Genomic DNA, 16,308 nt, shown 5'->3' on the forward strand with positions numbered 1-16,308 from the left:
CGACCAACTACGGCTGCAATCTCTGCTCGGCAACCACCCGTACCGGCGGAAAGGCAACACAATCGACCATGTCAAACAGGACTTCAATTCCACCGTCGAACGACTGGGCGAATGCAATCGCGTCGTCGCGCGACACGTCGGTGATGCGCGTCCCGAGCGTGCAATGTGGCGTCCAGGCACCCGGTCGGTAATGAGGACGACAATGCGACGGATCGATTGCCGCGCTGATTGCGTCGTGAATGCGGATCAGGATCAGGACATTGTCGGCCGCAGGCTGCGCCCACAGGACGAGAGGAGAACCTTCGAACCAGCGAATGCGCCGGAATTCGATAAGCAATTGCGCTTCGTCGTCGACTGCCTTTAGCAGCGCATCCCACGCCGTCTTTTCGTCAATCGCGGGCGAATCGTAGATTGCAAACGTAAAATGAGGCCGGTACCCGAGCTGGCGCATCGAGGGTTCGACTTCGAACGTACCAACCCGATCCCACAACCGCTCGATTTCGCCCGCGGACCCATTTTCGGCGCGGATGTTGATCGCCAATGCCACAGGTTCACCTGGCGGGTACAACAATCAATCGGGATGAAAGGACGGCATCGTCCAATATTGGCGCTCCCTAGGGGAATCGAACCCCTGTTTCAGCCTTGAGAGGGCCGCGTCCTAACCGCTAGACGAAGGGAGCGTGCGGGCTAGCCAATAACCTCGAAATTTGTCCGCCGCAAGGACCCGGGCGGGCCTTTTACGGCTCATTGGCAAATTTCAGCTTTCCGGCCGGCTTCAGGGTGTGGGCGTCGAAGGTGCGGATCTCGGTGACCCCGCCGATATCGAGAGTGACGACGAGGCGGTCGCCGGCCACCCCGGTCGAGACGATCCTGGCGCCCTTCGGCAGGGTGGCGGTGACGTCGCCCACCGGCTCGGGCGCCCTTCCCTCGGACTTGAAAAGGCGGTAGCCCACCGCGATCAGGACGGCGCAGATGGCCAGCGCCGTGGTCAACCCCGCGATCAGCATCATCCGCCGCACCCGCGCAAACAGCGCGGCCTGCTCGGGGCTCGGTTCGGGAACAGCGGTATCAGACGTCGTCATGGAAAACTCGGGCTCTGCGCAAAGGTTGGAGGTTGTCGTCGAAGGCTCCGAGGGCTCGGCCCGGCTCGACCGCGTGCTGGCGGCGCACCTCACCGACCTGTCGCGATCGAGGCTGAAAGCCCTGATTCTGGCGGGCGCGGTGACTCTCAAGGCCGCCGCGATCCGCGACCCCGCTTATCACGTCAGTTCCGGCGATACGATCATAATCGACGTGCCTGAGGCGGTGCCCGCCGAGCCCAAGGGCGAGGATATCGCGCTCGATATCGTGTTCGAGGACGACGACATCGTGGTGCTCAACAAGCCGAAGGGGCTGGTGGTGCACCCCGCGGCCGGCCACGAGACCGGCACGCTGGTGAATGCGCTGATCGCCCATTGTGGAACGTCGCTGTCCGGCATCGGCGGAGTGCGCCGGCCCGGCATCGTGCACCGGCTGGACAAGGACACGACGGGACTGATGGTGGTCGCCAAGAACGACCTCGCCCATGCCTCGCTCACCGCGCAATTCGCCGATCACGGCCGCACCGGACCGATGCGGCGCGGCTACATGGCCTTCGCCTGGGGCGTGCCCGGCCGGCACCGCGGCACCGTCGATGCGCCGATCGACCGCCACCCCTATGCGCGCGAGAAGATGGCGGTGCGCCAGAGCGGGCGCGAGGCGGTGACCCATTGGGAGATCCTCGAGAGCTTTGCCGGGCGCGACGGCAAGCCGATCGCGACGCTGCTTGCCTGCGAGCTCGAGACCGGCCGCACCCACCAGATCCGCGTCCACCTCGCTCATATCGGGCACCCCCTGATGGGCGACGCGGTCTATGGCCCGCATTTCAAGACCAAGGCGAACCAGCTCGGACCGGAATCGCAGGCCGCCCTGGCTGCCCTTGGACGGCAGGCCCTGCACGCTTATCTTCTGGTATTAGAGCACCCGAGGACCGGAGAACTTCTTCACTGGGAGGCGGCTCTACCGGAGGATTTGCTTCTCTTGCAGAGCACACTGAAAGCGGCGCTATGACGCAGGCCTCTTAAGAAAAGCGTTACATTACAAAAAGTTATAGCTGCCACACGGGGACGTGACGTCAGCAATCCTTCCCTTTTTGCCCCCCGATGAGGTATATTGCGGCTGCGTTGGAAATGACCAACGCGGAACATCGCAGCTACGGCCGGCTTTAACAAAGCGGTCGTCTGCCTGGCCCGCCGCTATCGGGGGCCTGAACCTTTGGAGGGCTCGCCTATGGCCCGTACCGCTGCTTTGCCGGTGCTCAATGGAGAATCCGGCCTCTCTCGCTACCTCGCCGAGATCCGCAAGTTCCCGATGCTGGAACCCCAGCAGGAATACATGCTCGCCAAGCGTTGGCGCGAGCATGACGATCGCGACGCCGCGCACCAACTCGTCACCAGCCATCTCCGCCTCGTGGCCAAGATCGCCATGGGCTATCGCGGCTACGGCCTGCCGATCTCCGAGGTCGTCTCGGAAGGCAATGTCGGCCTGATGCAGGCGGTGAAGCGCTTCGAACCCGAGAAGGGGTTCCGTCTCGCCACCTACGCGATGTGGTGGATCAAGGCGTCGATTCAAGAGTACATTCTGCGTTCCTGGTCGCTCGTGAAGATGGGCACCACCGCGAACCAGAAGAAGCTGTTCTTCAACCTGCGCAAGGCGAAGAGCAAGATCAACGCGCTGGACGAAGGCGATCTCCGCCCCGACCAGGTGAAGATCATCGCCAAGCGCCTCGGCGTCACCGATCAGGACGTGATCGACATGAACCGCCGCCTCGGTGGCGATGCGTCGCTCAACGCACCGATCCGCGACGACGGCGAAGCCGGCGAATGGCAGGACTGGCTGGTCGACAATACGCCCAACCAGGAAGCCATGCTGGCGGAGCACGAGGAATATGACGAACGCCGCGACGCCCTGAACGGCGCCATGAGCGTGCTCAACCCGCGCGAACGCCGCATCTTCGAGGCCCGCCGCCTCGCTGATGAGCCGATGACACTGGAAGACCTTGCCGCCGAGTTTGGCGTGTCGCGCGAGCGCGTCCGCCAGATCGAGGTCCGCGCCTTCGAAAAGGTGCAGGCTGCGGTCAAGGGCACGATCGCAAAGGCCGAACAGGCCGCGCTGGAAGCCGCGCACTAAGCGAGGGCTTTGGCCCCAGAGATTGGCGGATCGAAAGAGACGGAAAAGCCGGCGGTGACGCCGGCTTTTTTGTTGGGGTAGTGCCTTGCCTGAGTGACGCGAAGCGCGGCCTCAGCCATGACTGGCTCGGAATACTGGATCGCCCGGTCAAGCCGGGCGATGACAACGGTGAATGCCGCGATGAGTGTGGCTCAATAAAACGCCCGAAAATAATCCGCGAGCGAGTCCGGCTCGGCCAGCGAGTCCAGCTGTGCCGGTGTTTCGTCGAGCAGCGCGCTCGCCTGGGTCTTGTAGTCGGCGGAGACGATGTCGGGTTGGTCGGCGCCGCGGAGAAGCATGCCGCGATAGGCCTCAAAGGCGGCCTGCGTGCCCATGAAGATGCAGACGCAATGCTGCGGCTCGGCGTAGAGATAGCGGACATTGCCGCCGTTCCGGTGCATCACGAAGCGATGCGGCGGCAGCGCGCGCAGCGCCTTCTGGCCCGCGGCGTCATTGGCGACCTGCACGCGAAAGCCGGTGGAGGCGAGATAGAAGCTGTTCTTGTCGAGGAACGGCTTGCTCGGCGTCTCCAGCGCCACCAGCAGCGAGGCGCACAGCGAAAGCACGATCGCCGGCATCGCGCCGACGGCGCGCAGGCCGCGCGACGATGCGCGACGCGATTGCGCGACCTTGCGAACATCGACGCGCGCGGCGCTGCCGACTGAGACGGCCATCACAGTCCCCTCCCCCTCAACCCGGGTACAACCGAGCTTGCCTTGAACCCGCGCTGCCGGTCAACCGACCCACAAGGACCGGCCGGCACATCCATTGAACGGACACCATCGTGTCGATCATCCTGCAATCCACCGTCGGCGGTTTCTCCGCCCAGTTCATGCGCAAGCTGCCGCTGGTCGAGCAGGCGATGCGCGAGCACGGGCTCGACCCCCGGGAGTTCGTGATCTCGAAGGATTATGCGAGCACCGCGGCGTACCCGATCATAGGTCCGTTCTTCTTCAACTACAGCGTATTCTTCGGCGCGGAGACATTCACCGTCACCGAGCCGAACGACATGGTGTTCCTGGATTACTTCTTCAAACGCGTCCTGGCGGCGGACGGACCGCCCGAAGTGCCGCGGCGGCCGGGATTGATCCGGCGGTTGTTCGGCTGGATGTCGCAGCCGGTGTAATCACTTTAGCTGCTTCTTCGCCTCTCCCTGCAAGCGGGGGCGAGGGAGGGCACCTTCATTCCCCCCAGGTCCTTGCCAAGGTCGCCAGCCAGCAGCCTTCGCAATAGCGCGCGTCCTTGTAGTCGATCCAGTTGTGCGCATAGACGTGGTCGAGCGGGATGCCGTAGCGCGCGCGCAGGATCTGGACGAGGATCTTCCAGGCCGCGACCTGCGCCTCGGTCGGACCGGCGGTGACATCGGGAAAATTGCCCGCGAACTCGACGCCGATCGAATTGCCGCGCACGACCTGGCGATAGGTCGGCTTGTTGTCGATATACTTGTTGTCGTTGCGATTGGCGCCGTCGCCATGGGTCGGCACAAGATTCTCCGCGACCGCCCAATAGACGGTGCCGTCGGTCTCGACCCACACGGTGACGCCGCGCCGGGTCGGATTCCTCGACTGCTCCTGCGCGCCGCCGCGCGCCGAGCCCGCCGGTCCCTCGGTCTGGTGCACGATGATGTTGCGCCAGGGGTGGGCGTTCTGGACATCGCCCCACGGCGCAAGCCACACGATCTTCAGCCCGGGAATATCGGGCGTGCCGGACGCGCGCGCGAGCTTTGCGAGCCCGGCGTCCGTTGCGGCGGCAGGAATGACCAGGGCGAATGCAGCGAGAACAGCCGCGAGCAGGCGGGAGATCATCATACGGGTCCAATAGCGGACCCAAATCCTAGCAGGCTTTATGCGAATTTGCGCGCGGCCTCACCGAGCCCATGGGGCTCGGGCGAGAGTGGCGGTGCCGGATCGTAGACGGCAAAGTCGTTCTTGCCGTTCTTCTTGGCAGCATAGAGGGCATGGTCGGCATGCGCGATGAGACGGTCCGGGAATTGGCCGACGCTGCGATCCCATTCGGCGACGCCGATCGACATCGCAATCGGGATCTCCTGGCCGCCGCAGGCCGCGGCATCCTGACGGCAGACCTCGAGCACACGACGGGCAATCAGCGCGCCTTCGCGCAAGGAGGACGACGGCAGCACGACGCAGAACTCGTCACCGCCGGTGCGGGCGAGCATGTCGCCCGGCCGCAGCCGCGTCTGCGCCATCAGGGTGAAGTGCCGGAGGCAATCGTCGCCGGCGGCGTGGCCGTGGGTGTCGTTGATGGTCTTGAAGCCGTCGAGGTCGATCACCAGCAGCGAGAACGGCTCGCCGCTGCGCTCCGAGCGGGCGCATTCCTCGGACAGGCGCTGCAGCAGATGCCGCCGGTTGGCGACGCCGGTGAGATCGTCGAGCAGGGCGAGGTCGGCGACCTCGTTGCGCAGCCGGTCCATCGCCATCAGCAGGAAGCCGAAATTGAGCGTCATCGACAGGAACAGGAGCCCCAGCACCATCACGGCATGGGCCTGACCGCCGGCCACCGACGAGAAGTCGCCGCCGAGCAGGTTGCCGACTGAACGCGCCGCGAAGATTGCGATCATGATGAGGATCACGATGCCGGACAGCCGGGCCCCCGGACTGACACGGCCCACCGGCGGCGACAGGAGCAGACGAAGCGCCAGCACCAGCGGCAGGGCCTGACCAAGCGTGTAGCTGAGCATGCGCAACTGCATCTGCTCGAAGCCGACCATGAAGACCACGACGCCGCCGAGGCTCGCGCATCCCGTTGCGGTCAGGACTCGCCATGAGACCGGTCGATCGTAGAAGCGCTGAATGCCCATGGCGGCGAGGCAGCTCGCCGCAATGACACCGGCAGCGCCAATCAGAAGCGGCAGCGGGGAGTCAACGAACAGGCGGATCAGTGCCGTCATCGCGCCCGTCGCGCCGACGAAGCACGATGCCATCCAGAACCGCGCCGCCGCAAATTTCGGATAGGAGTGCGTCACGTAGGCCCAGATCAGGCCGAGCGCCAGGAAGTTGACGACGAAGACAGTCCAGAGTGTCGGCAAGTTCAGCATGGCGACCGCAGCCCGCGCAGCGTCGCGCCCCCCGTCTCTGGCAGCCGTTCGTCCATGACCCGTCCCCGTTTTCTTGCGGCAAAGAATGCGCGGGTTGCACTTAACGGAACCTCACTGCGATCTGCGAAAGTCCGCCCTTGGTTTTGGATTCATGAACGGCGCGCGGTGATTGCCGGATCGTTAGCCATGTCGCCTCGCGCGTCGCGAGCGCGCTCGCAAGGCGGATTCGCGGGCAAAAATCACCCGAAAATGCATCTGAGCTGTGGATAACGTAATGACACAGATGTGACAGCGCGGGGCAGGCGCTCGCGAATCTGCTGAGTTTGTCGTCGAGGATGTTGCGAGGCTGGCCCTCCGCCGAGCATCCCTCGTGTCGCGTTTAACCATGAACCCTTGAGAGGATACTATGGCTAAGAAAGCGAAGAAGGCGAAGAAGGCGACGAAGAAGAAGGCCAAGAAGGCCGCGAAGAAGAAGTAGCCAGCATGTTCTTTGCCCGGGTGGAGTTTCGCTCCGCCCGGGCGTCGGGTAAGCGAGCTTGAAGATGGCGGGCCCCAGGCCCGCTTTTTTATTGGCAGGTGCTCGAGGAGCGAACGCTCCCACGAAGAGCCTAGCGCTCCGCGAACGCCAGCTTGGCGCCGAGGGCGGCAAAGCCCGCGGCAAAGCTGCGGCGCAGCCAGGCCATCACGCGGGGCCGCGAGATGACGCGTTCGCGCACCGAGGCGGCGCAGAGGCCATAGACGACGAACACGGCAAAGGTCATGGCCATGAAGGCGCCGCTCAATTCCAGCATCCGCGCCAGCACATGGGCCTCGTCCACCGCAACGAATTGGGGCAGGAAGGCGAGGAAAAAGATCGAGAGTTTGGGATTGAGGATGTTGATCAGGAAGCCGGTCACGATGACCCGGCCGCTGGAGCGCTCCTTGATGCCACCCTCGACCGAAAGCGCGCCGGTCTCGCGCAGCGCCTGCCAGGACATATAGAGCAGATAGAGCACCCCGCCCCATTTCAACGCGGCAAAGGCGAGCGCGCTGGTGTGCAGCACCGCGGCGAGGCCCAGCATCGCCGCGATCATGTGCGGCACGATCCCGAGAGTGCAGCCGAACGCGGCCGCGACGCTGGCACGCGAGCCGCGCGTGAGCGCCGCGGCCAGCGTGTAGAGCACGCCGGTACCGGGCGAAGCGACCACGATGAGCGATGTGAGCAGGAAGGACCAGGACATGGTCTCGTCCCTATCACCCCCGACGCTGACCGGGAAATCACGACCCGGTCAGCGGGCCGGCCGCTGCTGCGAAGTGGCACTGTGTTAGTTCAGTTGGGCGAGTTCGGCCTCGCGCAGGACGTCCAGCGGCGCCCATGGCTTGGCCCAGAATTTGGCGCCATCGGGCAAGGGCTGCATCAGCGGGCGACCGGAGGTGACGACGACGTCGAGCCTGGGATTGCGGCCCTTGGCAACGTGCGCCAGCTCGACCCCGGTCATGCGGCCCGCGAGCTGCACGTCCGTGAGCATCAGGCACAGCGCGCCGGCGTTCTTGTCCAGCACGCGTTCAGCGGCCTCGCCGCTTTCACACTGGATGACCAGGTAGCCGCTCTCTTCCAGCAGGAGACTCAGCATCTCCCGCTGCATGGCGTCGTCCTCAACGATCAACGCGGTCGCTTGATATGGCTGCGCCTGTCCCATTTGACTGCTCCCAGAATGCTCGCCTCCGCTCAAGTAACCTGGGTTAAGGGGACCAGACGCGATATGGTTCGGTTCCATTCTGAAAAAATGTAAATCATAGTCCCTATCCAGAAGTTGACGGGGGGATCCATGACAACGATTCGCGGCGCAGCCGCCATTACCGGGGCCGCCAGCGGCATCGGCCGCGCCCTCGCCATCGAGCTCGCAAGCCGCGGCTGCGACCTCGCGCTCGCCGATCGCGACGAGGCCGGGCTGAAGACGCTCGCCGCCGAGATCGGACGAGATCGCAAGATCAGCGTGCATCGCGTCGATGTCGGCGAAGCCGGCGACATCGCGCAGTTCGCGGCCGATGCGGTCGCGGCGCATCCCGCGCTCGGCATCGTCATCAACAATGCCGGGGTGGCGCTGATGGGGTCGTTCGAGGAGATCGACCAGGCGCAGATGGAGTGGCTGTTCGACATCAATTTCTGGGGCGTCGTGCACGGCACCCGCGCCTTCCTGCCGCATCTGAAGACCAGATCCGAGGCGCACATCGTCAACCTCTCCTCGATCTTCGGCATCATCGCGCCGCCGGGACAGTCGGCCTATGCGGCGGCCAAGTTCGCGGTACGCGGTTTTTCCGAGAGCATGCGCCATGAGCTCGCGGTCGCGGGCAGCCCGGTGAGGCTCTCGGTCGTGCACCCCGGCGGCGTCGCCACCGCCATCGCGCGCAATTCCCGCACCGGGGTCGGCGTCACCGACAATGCCCGCCGCGCGCAATCGATCGAGCGGTTCGAGAGTGCGGCGAAGACGACGCCAAAGGACGCCGCGCTGCGCATCATCAGGGGCATCGAGAAGAACGAGCCGCGCATCCTGATCGGCAACGACGCCCGCTTCATGGACCTGCTGCAGCGCTTCCGCCCAGGGACGTACTGGGCGCCGTTGCAGCGCAAGCTGGAGAAGATGGCGAAGGGGAAGTGAGGTGGGGAATGCGCTGGCCTCGCCACACATCGCGCAGTCATTCCCCGCGAAGGCGGGGAATCCAGTACGCCGCGGCTTCTCGATGCGCCGCTGACGTCACGGAGTACTGGATCGCCCGGCTGCGCGGGCGATGACACCGAGTATGCGGCCCCCTCACTGCCCCGCGAGCCGGTCCGCAAAATACCCGATCGTCTTGCGGTAGATCACCGCCCGGTTCCACTCCCGCATCGCCTCGAAATTGGCGGTGCCTTCGCCATAGGGCTGGCCCATCTTGAAGCCGTTGCTGTGGAGCAGGTTCGCGGTCGAGGCGAGCACGTCGGGGACGCTGTGGCGGAGGTCGACGTGGCCGTCGCCGTCGAAATCGACGCCGTACTTGATGTAGGACGACGGCAGGAACTGGGTCTGGCCGATCTCGCCGGCAAAGGCGCCGATCAGGTCGCGCAGCGGCAGGTCGCCGCGCTGCACGATCTTGAGGGCTGCGAGCAGCTCGCCCTGGAACAGCTCGGTGCGGCGGCAGTCATGCGCGAGCGTCGCCAGCGTGCGGACCACCGGCATCTTGCCGATGTCGCCCTTGCCGAAATCGCTCTCAAGGCCCCAGATCGCAACCAGGATCGTGCGAGGCACGCCGAACTGCTGCTCGATGCGCGAGAGCAGCGCGGCGTGACGCTGCAACAGCGCCTTGCCACCATTGATGCGGCCGGGGCCGACGCGGGTCGAGACATACTGCTCGAAACTCTTGTTGAAGGTGTGGCGCTGGCGCCGGTCGAAGGCGAGCACCGCGCCGTCCTGCTGCACGCCGCTGAGCGCCGCATTGGTCACGCTCGCCGAAACGCCGGCCGCCTGCGCCTCCGAGGCCATGCTGGCGACGAAGCTGTTGAAGTCGCCGCCGCAGCGCGCGGCCTCGGCCGAGCCGCCGGCCAGACAGACGACGAAGGCGGTGGCGGCAAGCGATCTCAGCATCCGAAACAATCCTCATGAGTTGGGCGCGAAGCGCGCCCGGATCATGCCCGGGAACGAGATTCGCGTCAAAGCGACACGGAACCGCTCTGGCCCGGATGACGACCTCTCGCTGCGGCGAAACAAAAACCGAAAAACAACCCCATGCATAGTAGAAGCGTGACGGAGCCGTCTACTGTTTTACCGAATTCATTTGACCCGTCGGGCAATACAGGTGTAGGGTGCGACCATCGAAGATTCCAAACGCGGCGCCGCCACACGCGGCTATCAAGGCCAGAGCCATGGCGCCCTTTTCCCTGCTCCGCATCCCCCTGTTTCGCCTGCTCGCTATCAACCTTGCGATCGGCGCCTGCGCCGCGGCGCTGCTCGTCGGTGGGCTGCTCTGGCTGAACCCCGGACATCTGCGCGAGTTGATCTTCGCCGACCGAGCCCCCGGCATTGCGCTTCTCGTCCTGCTCGGTTCCTTCCTCATCACGTTCGGCTCAGCCGCGATGGGCAGCGCGATCATGCTGCAGGGACGCAAGGAAGATAAAGAGGATGACGGCCAGCGCGGTGGCGGACACGGACCGCGGCTCGCCGTGCAGGAACTGGCGCAGCGCACGCACACGCGTTGAGATATGCACCGCGAATTCGAATGCGTTCGCGTGCAGGGAATTCGCGTGCAGGGAATGAGAACCCGCCGCGCCCATTCGGAAAGGATGCAGCTCTACGCATTTCAACACATCCATGCGAGCTCTCGCTGCATTGCGAGAGCGACGATGCCGAACAAAGGTGCTTTGAAGATCCAATCATCTGCTTCGAAAATTCGTGCACGCGGCGCTCGCCATCGACGCATATCTGATGCGCACGCTGCGACATCAACGCCATCATGATTTGCCTTGCCATGGCATGGCGATGGTATTAGCCTTCTATTTTAGGTTGTTGCCCTGCCAGCCCCGGGCGACGCTGAAGGCCAAAAATAAACGGCGGGCTTTGCGGCCCGTCGTTTATTGAGGTCGGGGCCGCATCAACCGGATGCATCGGATTTCACGAAGCGCTGGACGTTTCCATCCGCCCCAAATCATATCGCAACGGTTGTCGTCGATCGATCGCGCATCCGGTTCCGAGGCCGCGGAAGTCCTGCTGTCCCCCGGAAAGCCGCCAAAGTCATTTGACTATGGCGCCCTGATCGACGACAAGCCCGCCATGGCCAAAAAACCCGGAACCAATCCCAAAGGCGAATTCGCCTTTTTCAACGTCTTCTATGAAGACGGCTCCCAACGCTCCAACCGGCGCGTACCTTCGGAGCTGCTCGGAGGCCTCGATGGCGACGAGCCCGCCCGTGCCTTCATCATGGAGCAGGACCGCGAGATCGCCGAAAAGTCCGGCCGTCCGCCGCTGGAGATCAAGGATCTCGAGCGGGTCGGCGCGAAGAAGAAGTAGGCGCCGCGCGCTGGACACGCGACGTATCATCCAAAAGAAAAACGGCGGGCCTAGGCCCGCCGTTTTTCTTTTGGATGGATGCCCGGGTCAGGCCCGGGCATGACGATCCGACTTAGTTGTCCAGGAACGACCGCAGCTTCCTGCTCCGCGACGGATGCTTCAGCTTGCGCAGCGCCTTGGCTTCGATCTGACGAATACGCTCGCGCGTCACCGAGAACTGCTGGCCGACTTCTTCCAGCGTGTGGTCGGTGTTCATGCCGATGCCGAAGCGCATGCGCAGCACGCGCTCTTCGCGCGGGGTGAGCGAGGCGAGCACGCGCGTGGTGGTCTCGCGCAGGTTCGACTGGATCGCGGCGTCGATCGGCAGGATCGCGTTCTTGTCCTCGATGAAATCGCCGAGGTGCGAATCCTCTTCGTCACCGACGGGCGTTTCGAGCGAGAGCGGCTCCTTGGCGATCTTGAGGACCTTGCGGACCTTTTCGAGCGGCATGCCGAGCTTTTCGGCGAGCTCTTCCGGGGTCGGCTCGCGGCCGATCTCGTTGAGCATCTGGCGCGAGGTGCGCACGATCTTGTTGATCGTCTCGATCATGTGCACGGGGATGCGGATGGTGCGGGCCTGGTCCGCAATGCTGCGGGTGATCGCCTGCCGGATCCACCACGTCGCATAGGTCGAGAACTTGTAGCCGCGGCGGTACTCGAACTTGTCGACGGCCTTCATCAGGCCGATGTTGCCTTCCTGGATCAGGTCGAGGAACTGCAGGCCGCGGTTGGTGTATTTCTTGGCGATCGAGATCACGAGACGGAGGTTGGCTTCCACCATCTCCTTCTTGGCCTGACGTGCCTCGCGCTCGCCCTTCTGCACGGAGTGCACGATCTTGCGGAACTCGACGATCTCGAGGCCGGTGAGCGCAGCGAGCTGGTGCACCTCGTGGCGGAGGTCCTTGATGCGGTCCTTCTCGTGATGGACGAAATTCTTCCAGCCCTTGGCCGAAAGCTTCGAGACACGGTTGAGCCAGCGCGGATCGAGCTCCGAGCCGGTGTAGTTGCGCAGGAAATCCTCGCGCGCGACGCCGTGGCTGTCGGCGAGACGCATCAGGCGGCCTTCGTGGGACACGAGGCGCTTGTTGATGTCGTAGAGCTGCTCGACGAGGCTGTCGATACGCGCCTGGTTCAGGCGCAGCGACTTCACCTCGACGATGATCTCGTCCTTGAGCTTGCGGTACTTGCGCTCCTGGTGCGGCGACAGCGAGGGACCATGCGAGGTGCTCTCGAGCTGGTTCTGGATGTCCTGCTCTTGCAGCTTGCGCAGCTTCTTGTAGCTCTCGGCGATCTTGTCGAAGATCTCGACGACCTTCGGCTTGAGCTCGGCCTCGATTGCCGCAAGCGACATCTGGTTCTCGAACTCGTCGTCATCGTCCATGTCGGCTTCGGCCGCGGCCTCGCCCGGATCCTTCTCGGCTTCGCCGGCATTGCCGGGCGCAGGCGCGGCGCGGAACGGCGTCGGCGCCGGCGGCGCAGCGGGCGGCGCGACATGCGCGGGCGCACCGGCAGGCTGGCCGCCTTCGGCCGACGCTTCGCCGTTCTCGCCGTTGGGGCCGGCGATCATCGCCGTGTTCATGCCGGCCTTGGCATCGGGCCCGGCATAGGTCGCTTCGAGATCGATGATGTCGCGGAGGAAAATCTTGCCTTCGTTGAGCTCGTCTCGCCAGATGATGATGGCCTGGAAGGTCAGCGGGCTTTCGCAGAGGCCTGCGATCATCGCCTCGCGGCCGGCCTCGATGCGCTTGGCGATCGCGATTTCGCCTTCGCGGGACAAGAGCTCGACCGTGCCCATCTCGCGCAGATACATGCGCACGGGGTCGTCGGTGCGCTCGCCCGGCTCGCTCTTCTTGACCTCGGTGACGGCCTTTTGTGTGACCTCGACGAGTTCGTTGTCGGTCTCGTCCTCGCCGCCCTCGTCCTTTTCCTCCTCGTCGCCGCTATCGTCGGCTTCGGTGACGTTGATGCCCATGTCCGAGAGCATGGACATGATGTCCTCGATCTGCTCGGGGGAGGTCTGGTCGGACGGCAAAACTTCGTTGAGCTGATCGAAGGTCACGAAGCCGCGCTTCTTGGCCTGCTTGATCATCTTCTTCACTGCCGCGTCGGACAGATCGAGCAACGGCGACGGCGCGTCCTGGGAATCCTTCTCCGGAGCGTCCGGTGCCTTGTCGTCTTTTTCCTTGTCCTTCGTCTGCAGCGTCTTTGCCTTGGTGGCCATCCATTGCTCCTAAACGCGCTTCATGCGGAAGGCACATCGGCCCGCCCGCCTGAAATCACTTGAACCTGTTGCTCGACGCTCTCGCTTCGCCAGATCTCGACACGGAAAGGGCGGCGCGCATATCTCTCGCCACCCCGACCTTTCTCTCGCCGGATTTGCCTAACGCTTCGTGAGCCTCTTTGTCACAGCGGATGCAGGTGAAGTGCCAACAGCTATTGCGCGGATTCATTCCTGACGCGTCTGTTCTGCCTGCGGCCGCCTGGGGGCCAAAGTGCTACAAGACCGTTAAGCCTCGATTAACCCTGTTTTTGCCGCCAAACCTTGGATTTGGCGAGTCTTTTAGCGGTTCCGGCCCCGGCCGTCCGCATGATTCTTTCATCAGACGCTCTTCTGGAACCGGCCCGACAGCTCGCCAAAACCCTCGATCAGGGCCTCGGTGCCGTCAACTTCGGCCAACCGAGCCTTCACGTCACGAAGCCACGCCATATTGGCCTCGCTGGGATCCTCCCCCAAGGCCAGCTCGGCGTCCTTCAGCTCTCTAAGTAGTGAATGGTACTGCCGATGCAAGGCAACGAGCTGGTGCCAGGTGGCGAGAACGTCGTCCGGCGCCGCCCCTTCGCGGGCGCCCCACACCGCCTGGGTCGTGATGCCGCTCTCAACCCTTTGAAGAAGCTGCGAAAATCCGCCCTTTTCGATGTCGGATCGCATCTTTTCGGCCTGTTCACCAGGGTCCGGGCTGTGGTGATGGTCATTGGCGAAGGCGGCGATGATGCCGGCCCGCAGCTTGTGGGCCTCGGGGTGGGCCAGCTCCAGGGCGGCCACCTCCTCCAGGTGCTCATGCAGCAGCCAGGGATGATTGATCAGGATTTGCAGGATCAGGGCCTCGCGCCGGGAAATGGCGCTGCGCTGGCCTCGCATGATCGGGCTCGCCGCCAGCTGGGGGCTTGCCGCCTGGTAGGGACCGGAGGGCAGCATGACGGGACCGGGCGGGCCGCGACGTCCCTGACCACCGAATCCCTGGCCGCCGAATCGATTCGCCTGCCCCCCGCCGCGGGGCTGGAACGGGCGGCCGCCGCCACCGGGGCGGAAATTGCCGCGGGCGGCAAAGCCGCCGCGGCCGCTCTCCGGGGCAAAGGTGCGCTGAAGCCGCTCGGCGAGATCCTGGCGATAATAGCGCCGCACCACCTCGTCACGGATGCCGTTCGAGAGCTCCTTGATGCGCGCCTCCAGCGCGGCGCGGCGCTCAGGGGTGGCGAAATTGCCGCCTTCGAGCTCGCGCGACCAAAGCATGTCGGCAAGCGGCCGCGCCGCCGCGATCACCTCCTCGACCGCGCCGCGGCCGCCGGAGCGCACGAGATCGTCGGGATCCTGCCCTTCCGGCAGCAGCGCAAAGCGCAGGCTCTTGCCCGGCGCGAGGAAAGGCAGCGCAAGATCAGCCGCGCGATAGGCCGCCTTCTGCCCGGCCTTGTCGCCGTCGAAGCAGAGGATCGGCTCGTCCGCCATCTTCCAGAGCAGTTGAAGCTGGTTTTCGGTCAGCGCAGTGCCGAGCGGCGCCACGCTGCCCGCAAAGCCCGCGGTGACCATGGCGATGACGTCGACATAGCCTTCGACCACGATCAGCGAAGCACCGTTATGTGCGGCGGCGCGCGCGGTCTGGTGATTGTAGAGATTGTCGCCCTTGTGGAAGAGCGGCGTCTCCGGCGAGTTCAGATATTTTGCGGGAACGTCCTTCTCCAGCGCCCGTCCGCCGAAGGCGATGACGCGGCCGCGCAGATCGGTGATCGGAAACATCACGCGGTCGCGGAAGCGGTCATAGGGCACGGGAATGTCGTTGCCGGCGACGAGCAAGCCGGTCTCGACCATGTCGTCGACGGAGACGCCGAGCTTGCCGAGATGCTCCTTCAGCGCGAAGCGATCGGGCGAGGCATAGCCGAGGCGAAACTGCACTTGCGTCGCCGGCGAGATCGCGCGGTCGGCGAGGTAGCCGCGCGCTTTCGCGCCGAGGCGCGAGGCCAGCGTTTCCGCGAAATATTTCGCGGCAAGATCCATGACGTCGTGCAGCGTCCGACGCCGCTGCTCGTGCCGCGCCGCATCGGGCGTCACCGCAGGCAGCGGCAGGCCCGCCATGCTGGCGAGCCGCTCGACCGCTTCGGCGAACGGCAGGCCGTCGGTCTCCATCACGAAGGTGATGATGTCGCCGTGCTTGCCAGAGGAGAAGTCGTGGTAAAAACCCTTCTGGTCGTTGACGTAGAAGGACGGCGTCTTCTCCTGCTGGAACGGCGACAGCCCCTTCCACTCCCGCCCCGCCTTCTTCAGCTTGACGCGCTTGCCCACGACTTCGGAGACCGAAAGCCGGGCGCGAAGCTCGTCGAGGAATTGGGGCGTGAAGCGCATGGGCTTTGTCTAGCGCGAACCAGGGTGAGTCGGGCGAAGGATCAGGGATATAGGTGCGGCCTGCCCAGAAGTCAGGTTTAGGCGGGTTATCCGCGCTGTTCACAGGGCCCTTCCCTCCTTATGGGCGCGCGGAGCGCGGCTGAGACCGATCGTTTTTCGCCGTCACCCCCGCGCAACCGCGAAGCGGTTGTCGCTGGAGGTGCTCGCCCTCTTCGGCGAGCCTCGCAGGGCGACGGCCCGGCTGCATCCGGGCCGATTCATCCTTCGAGGCTCACACTGCTTTGCAGTGCGAGCGCCTCAGGATGACGGAACAGGTGGCCGGCGTATGACGGGAA

The 16,308-nt window shown here is 64.5% G+C and carries 16 protein-coding genes and 1 tRNA gene; 6 read left to right on the top strand and 11 right to left on the bottom strand.

All coding sequences use genetic code 11. The features are described from left to right. Positions 1-7 precede the first annotated feature (7 nt). From F8237_RS09340 to F8237_RS09350, 3 genes are all read right to left on the bottom strand, one after another. Complete coding sequence (locus F8237_RS09340; RefSeq protein ID WP_151643961.1) at positions 8-547, bottom strand: 2'-5' RNA ligase family protein; 540 nt, start codon at positions 545-547, stop codon at positions 8-10. Between the two features lie 58 nt (positions 548-605). Then, a tRNA-Glu gene (locus F8237_RS09345) sits at positions 606-680 on the bottom strand. 57 nt (positions 681-737) lie between these two features. Next, complete coding sequence (locus F8237_RS09350; protein ID WP_074120296.1) at positions 738-1,082, bottom strand: hypothetical protein; 345 nt, start codon at positions 1,080-1,082, stop codon at positions 738-740. Here F8237_RS09350 and F8237_RS09355 point away from each other — a divergent pair. Beyond that, positions 1,081-2,088 (top strand): RluA family pseudouridine synthase, encoded by a 1,008-nt coding sequence (locus F8237_RS09355; RefSeq protein WP_151643963.1) that lies wholly within the window; start codon positions 1,081-1,083, stop codon positions 2,086-2,088. The two genes, F8237_RS09350 and F8237_RS09355, sit on opposite strands and share 2 nt — an antisense overlap. A 219-nt stretch (positions 2,089-2,307) precedes the next feature. Then, positions 2,308-3,207: an RNA polymerase sigma factor RpoH gene (rpoH, locus tag F8237_RS09360; protein ID WP_151643965.1), complete on the top strand. Its 900-nt coding sequence runs from the start codon at positions 2,308-2,310 to the stop codon at positions 3,205-3,207. A gap of 191 nt (positions 3,208-3,398) precedes the next feature. Here the strand turns inward: rpoH and F8237_RS09365 are convergent, their stop codons facing one another. Beyond that, positions 3,399-3,920 carry a hypothetical protein gene (locus F8237_RS09365; protein WP_151643967.1) on the bottom strand — a complete coding sequence of 174 codons (522 nt, stop codon included), beginning with the start codon at positions 3,918-3,920 and terminating at the stop codon, positions 3,399-3,401. Positions 3,921-4,030: 110 nt separating this feature from the next. Here F8237_RS09365 and F8237_RS09370 point away from each other — a divergent pair, with 110 nt between their 5' ends. Continuing rightward, positions 4,031-4,372, top strand: coding sequence for a hypothetical protein (locus F8237_RS09370; RefSeq protein ID WP_151643969.1), 342 nt, complete (start codon positions 4,031-4,033; stop codon positions 4,370-4,372). Positions 4,373-4,427: 55 nt separating this feature from the next. Here F8237_RS09370 and F8237_RS09375 read toward each other — a convergent pair whose 3' ends face one another. The 4 genes from F8237_RS09375 to F8237_RS09390 form a co-directional block, all read right to left on the bottom strand. Then, positions 4,428-5,054, bottom strand: a complete 627-nt coding sequence (locus F8237_RS09375) for a peptidoglycan recognition protein family protein (protein ID WP_151643971.1) — start codon at positions 5,052-5,054, stop codon at positions 4,428-4,430. Positions 5,055-5,089: 35 nt separating this feature from the next. Next, on the bottom strand, positions 5,090-6,301 hold the full coding sequence (locus F8237_RS09380) for a GGDEF domain-containing protein (protein ID WP_151643973.1): 1,212 nt from the start codon (positions 6,299-6,301) through the stop codon (positions 5,090-5,092). A 608-nt stretch (positions 6,302-6,909) separates the two neighbouring features. Then, the gene (locus tag F8237_RS09385) at positions 6,910-7,521 is read right to left on the bottom strand and encodes a LysE family translocator (RefSeq protein WP_151643975.1); all 612 of its coding nucleotides are present in this window, start codon (positions 7,519-7,521) and stop codon (positions 6,910-6,912) included. 84 nt (positions 7,522-7,605) lie between these two features. Continuing rightward, the gene (locus F8237_RS09390) at positions 7,606-7,980 is read right to left on the bottom strand and encodes a response regulator (RefSeq protein ID WP_151643977.1); all 375 of its coding nucleotides are present in this window, start codon (positions 7,978-7,980) and stop codon (positions 7,606-7,608) included. A 129-nt stretch (positions 7,981-8,109) separates the two neighbouring features. Between F8237_RS09390 and F8237_RS09395 the strand changes: the two genes are divergently transcribed. After that, positions 8,110-8,940 (top strand): SDR family NAD(P)-dependent oxidoreductase, encoded by an 831-nt coding sequence (locus F8237_RS09395; protein WP_151643979.1) that lies wholly within the window; start codon positions 8,110-8,112, stop codon positions 8,938-8,940. Positions 8,941-9,093: 153 nt separating this feature from the next. Here F8237_RS09395 and F8237_RS09400 read toward each other — a convergent pair whose 3' ends face one another. Further along, entirely contained in the window at positions 9,094-9,900 is an 807-nt protein-coding gene (locus F8237_RS09400; protein ID WP_151643981.1) for a lytic murein transglycosylase, read from the bottom strand. Positions 9,901-10,178: 278 nt separating this feature from the next. On the opposite strand from F8237_RS09400, the gene F8237_RS09405 reads away from it, so the two are divergent. Then, a complete protein-coding gene (locus tag F8237_RS09405) occupies positions 10,179-10,511 on the top strand; it encodes a hypothetical protein (RefSeq protein WP_151643983.1) in 333 nt (110 codons plus the stop codon). A 571-nt stretch (positions 10,512-11,082) separates the two neighbouring features. Next, positions 11,083-11,319 carry a hypothetical protein gene (locus F8237_RS09410; RefSeq protein WP_015688406.1) on the top strand — a complete coding sequence of 79 codons (237 nt, stop codon included), beginning with the start codon at positions 11,083-11,085 and terminating at the stop codon, positions 11,317-11,319. Between the two features lie 112 nt (positions 11,320-11,431). Here F8237_RS09410 and rpoD read toward each other — a convergent pair whose 3' ends face one another. Both rpoD and dnaG read right to left on the bottom strand, forming a co-directional pair. After that, positions 11,432-13,579, bottom strand: a complete 2,148-nt coding sequence (gene rpoD, locus F8237_RS09415) for an RNA polymerase sigma factor RpoD (RefSeq protein ID WP_151643985.1) — start codon at positions 13,577-13,579, stop codon at positions 11,432-11,434. A 378-nt stretch (positions 13,580-13,957) separates the two neighbouring features. Further along, positions 13,958-15,973, bottom strand: coding sequence for a DNA primase (gene dnaG, locus F8237_RS09420; protein ID WP_151643987.1), 2,016 nt, complete (start codon positions 15,971-15,973; stop codon positions 13,958-13,960). Between the last annotated feature and the right edge of the window lie 335 nt (positions 15,974-16,308).

The organism is Bradyrhizobium betae, assembly GCF_008932115.1.
Classification (GTDB): Bacteria; Pseudomonadota; Alphaproteobacteria; order Rhizobiales; family Xanthobacteraceae; genus Bradyrhizobium; species Bradyrhizobium betae.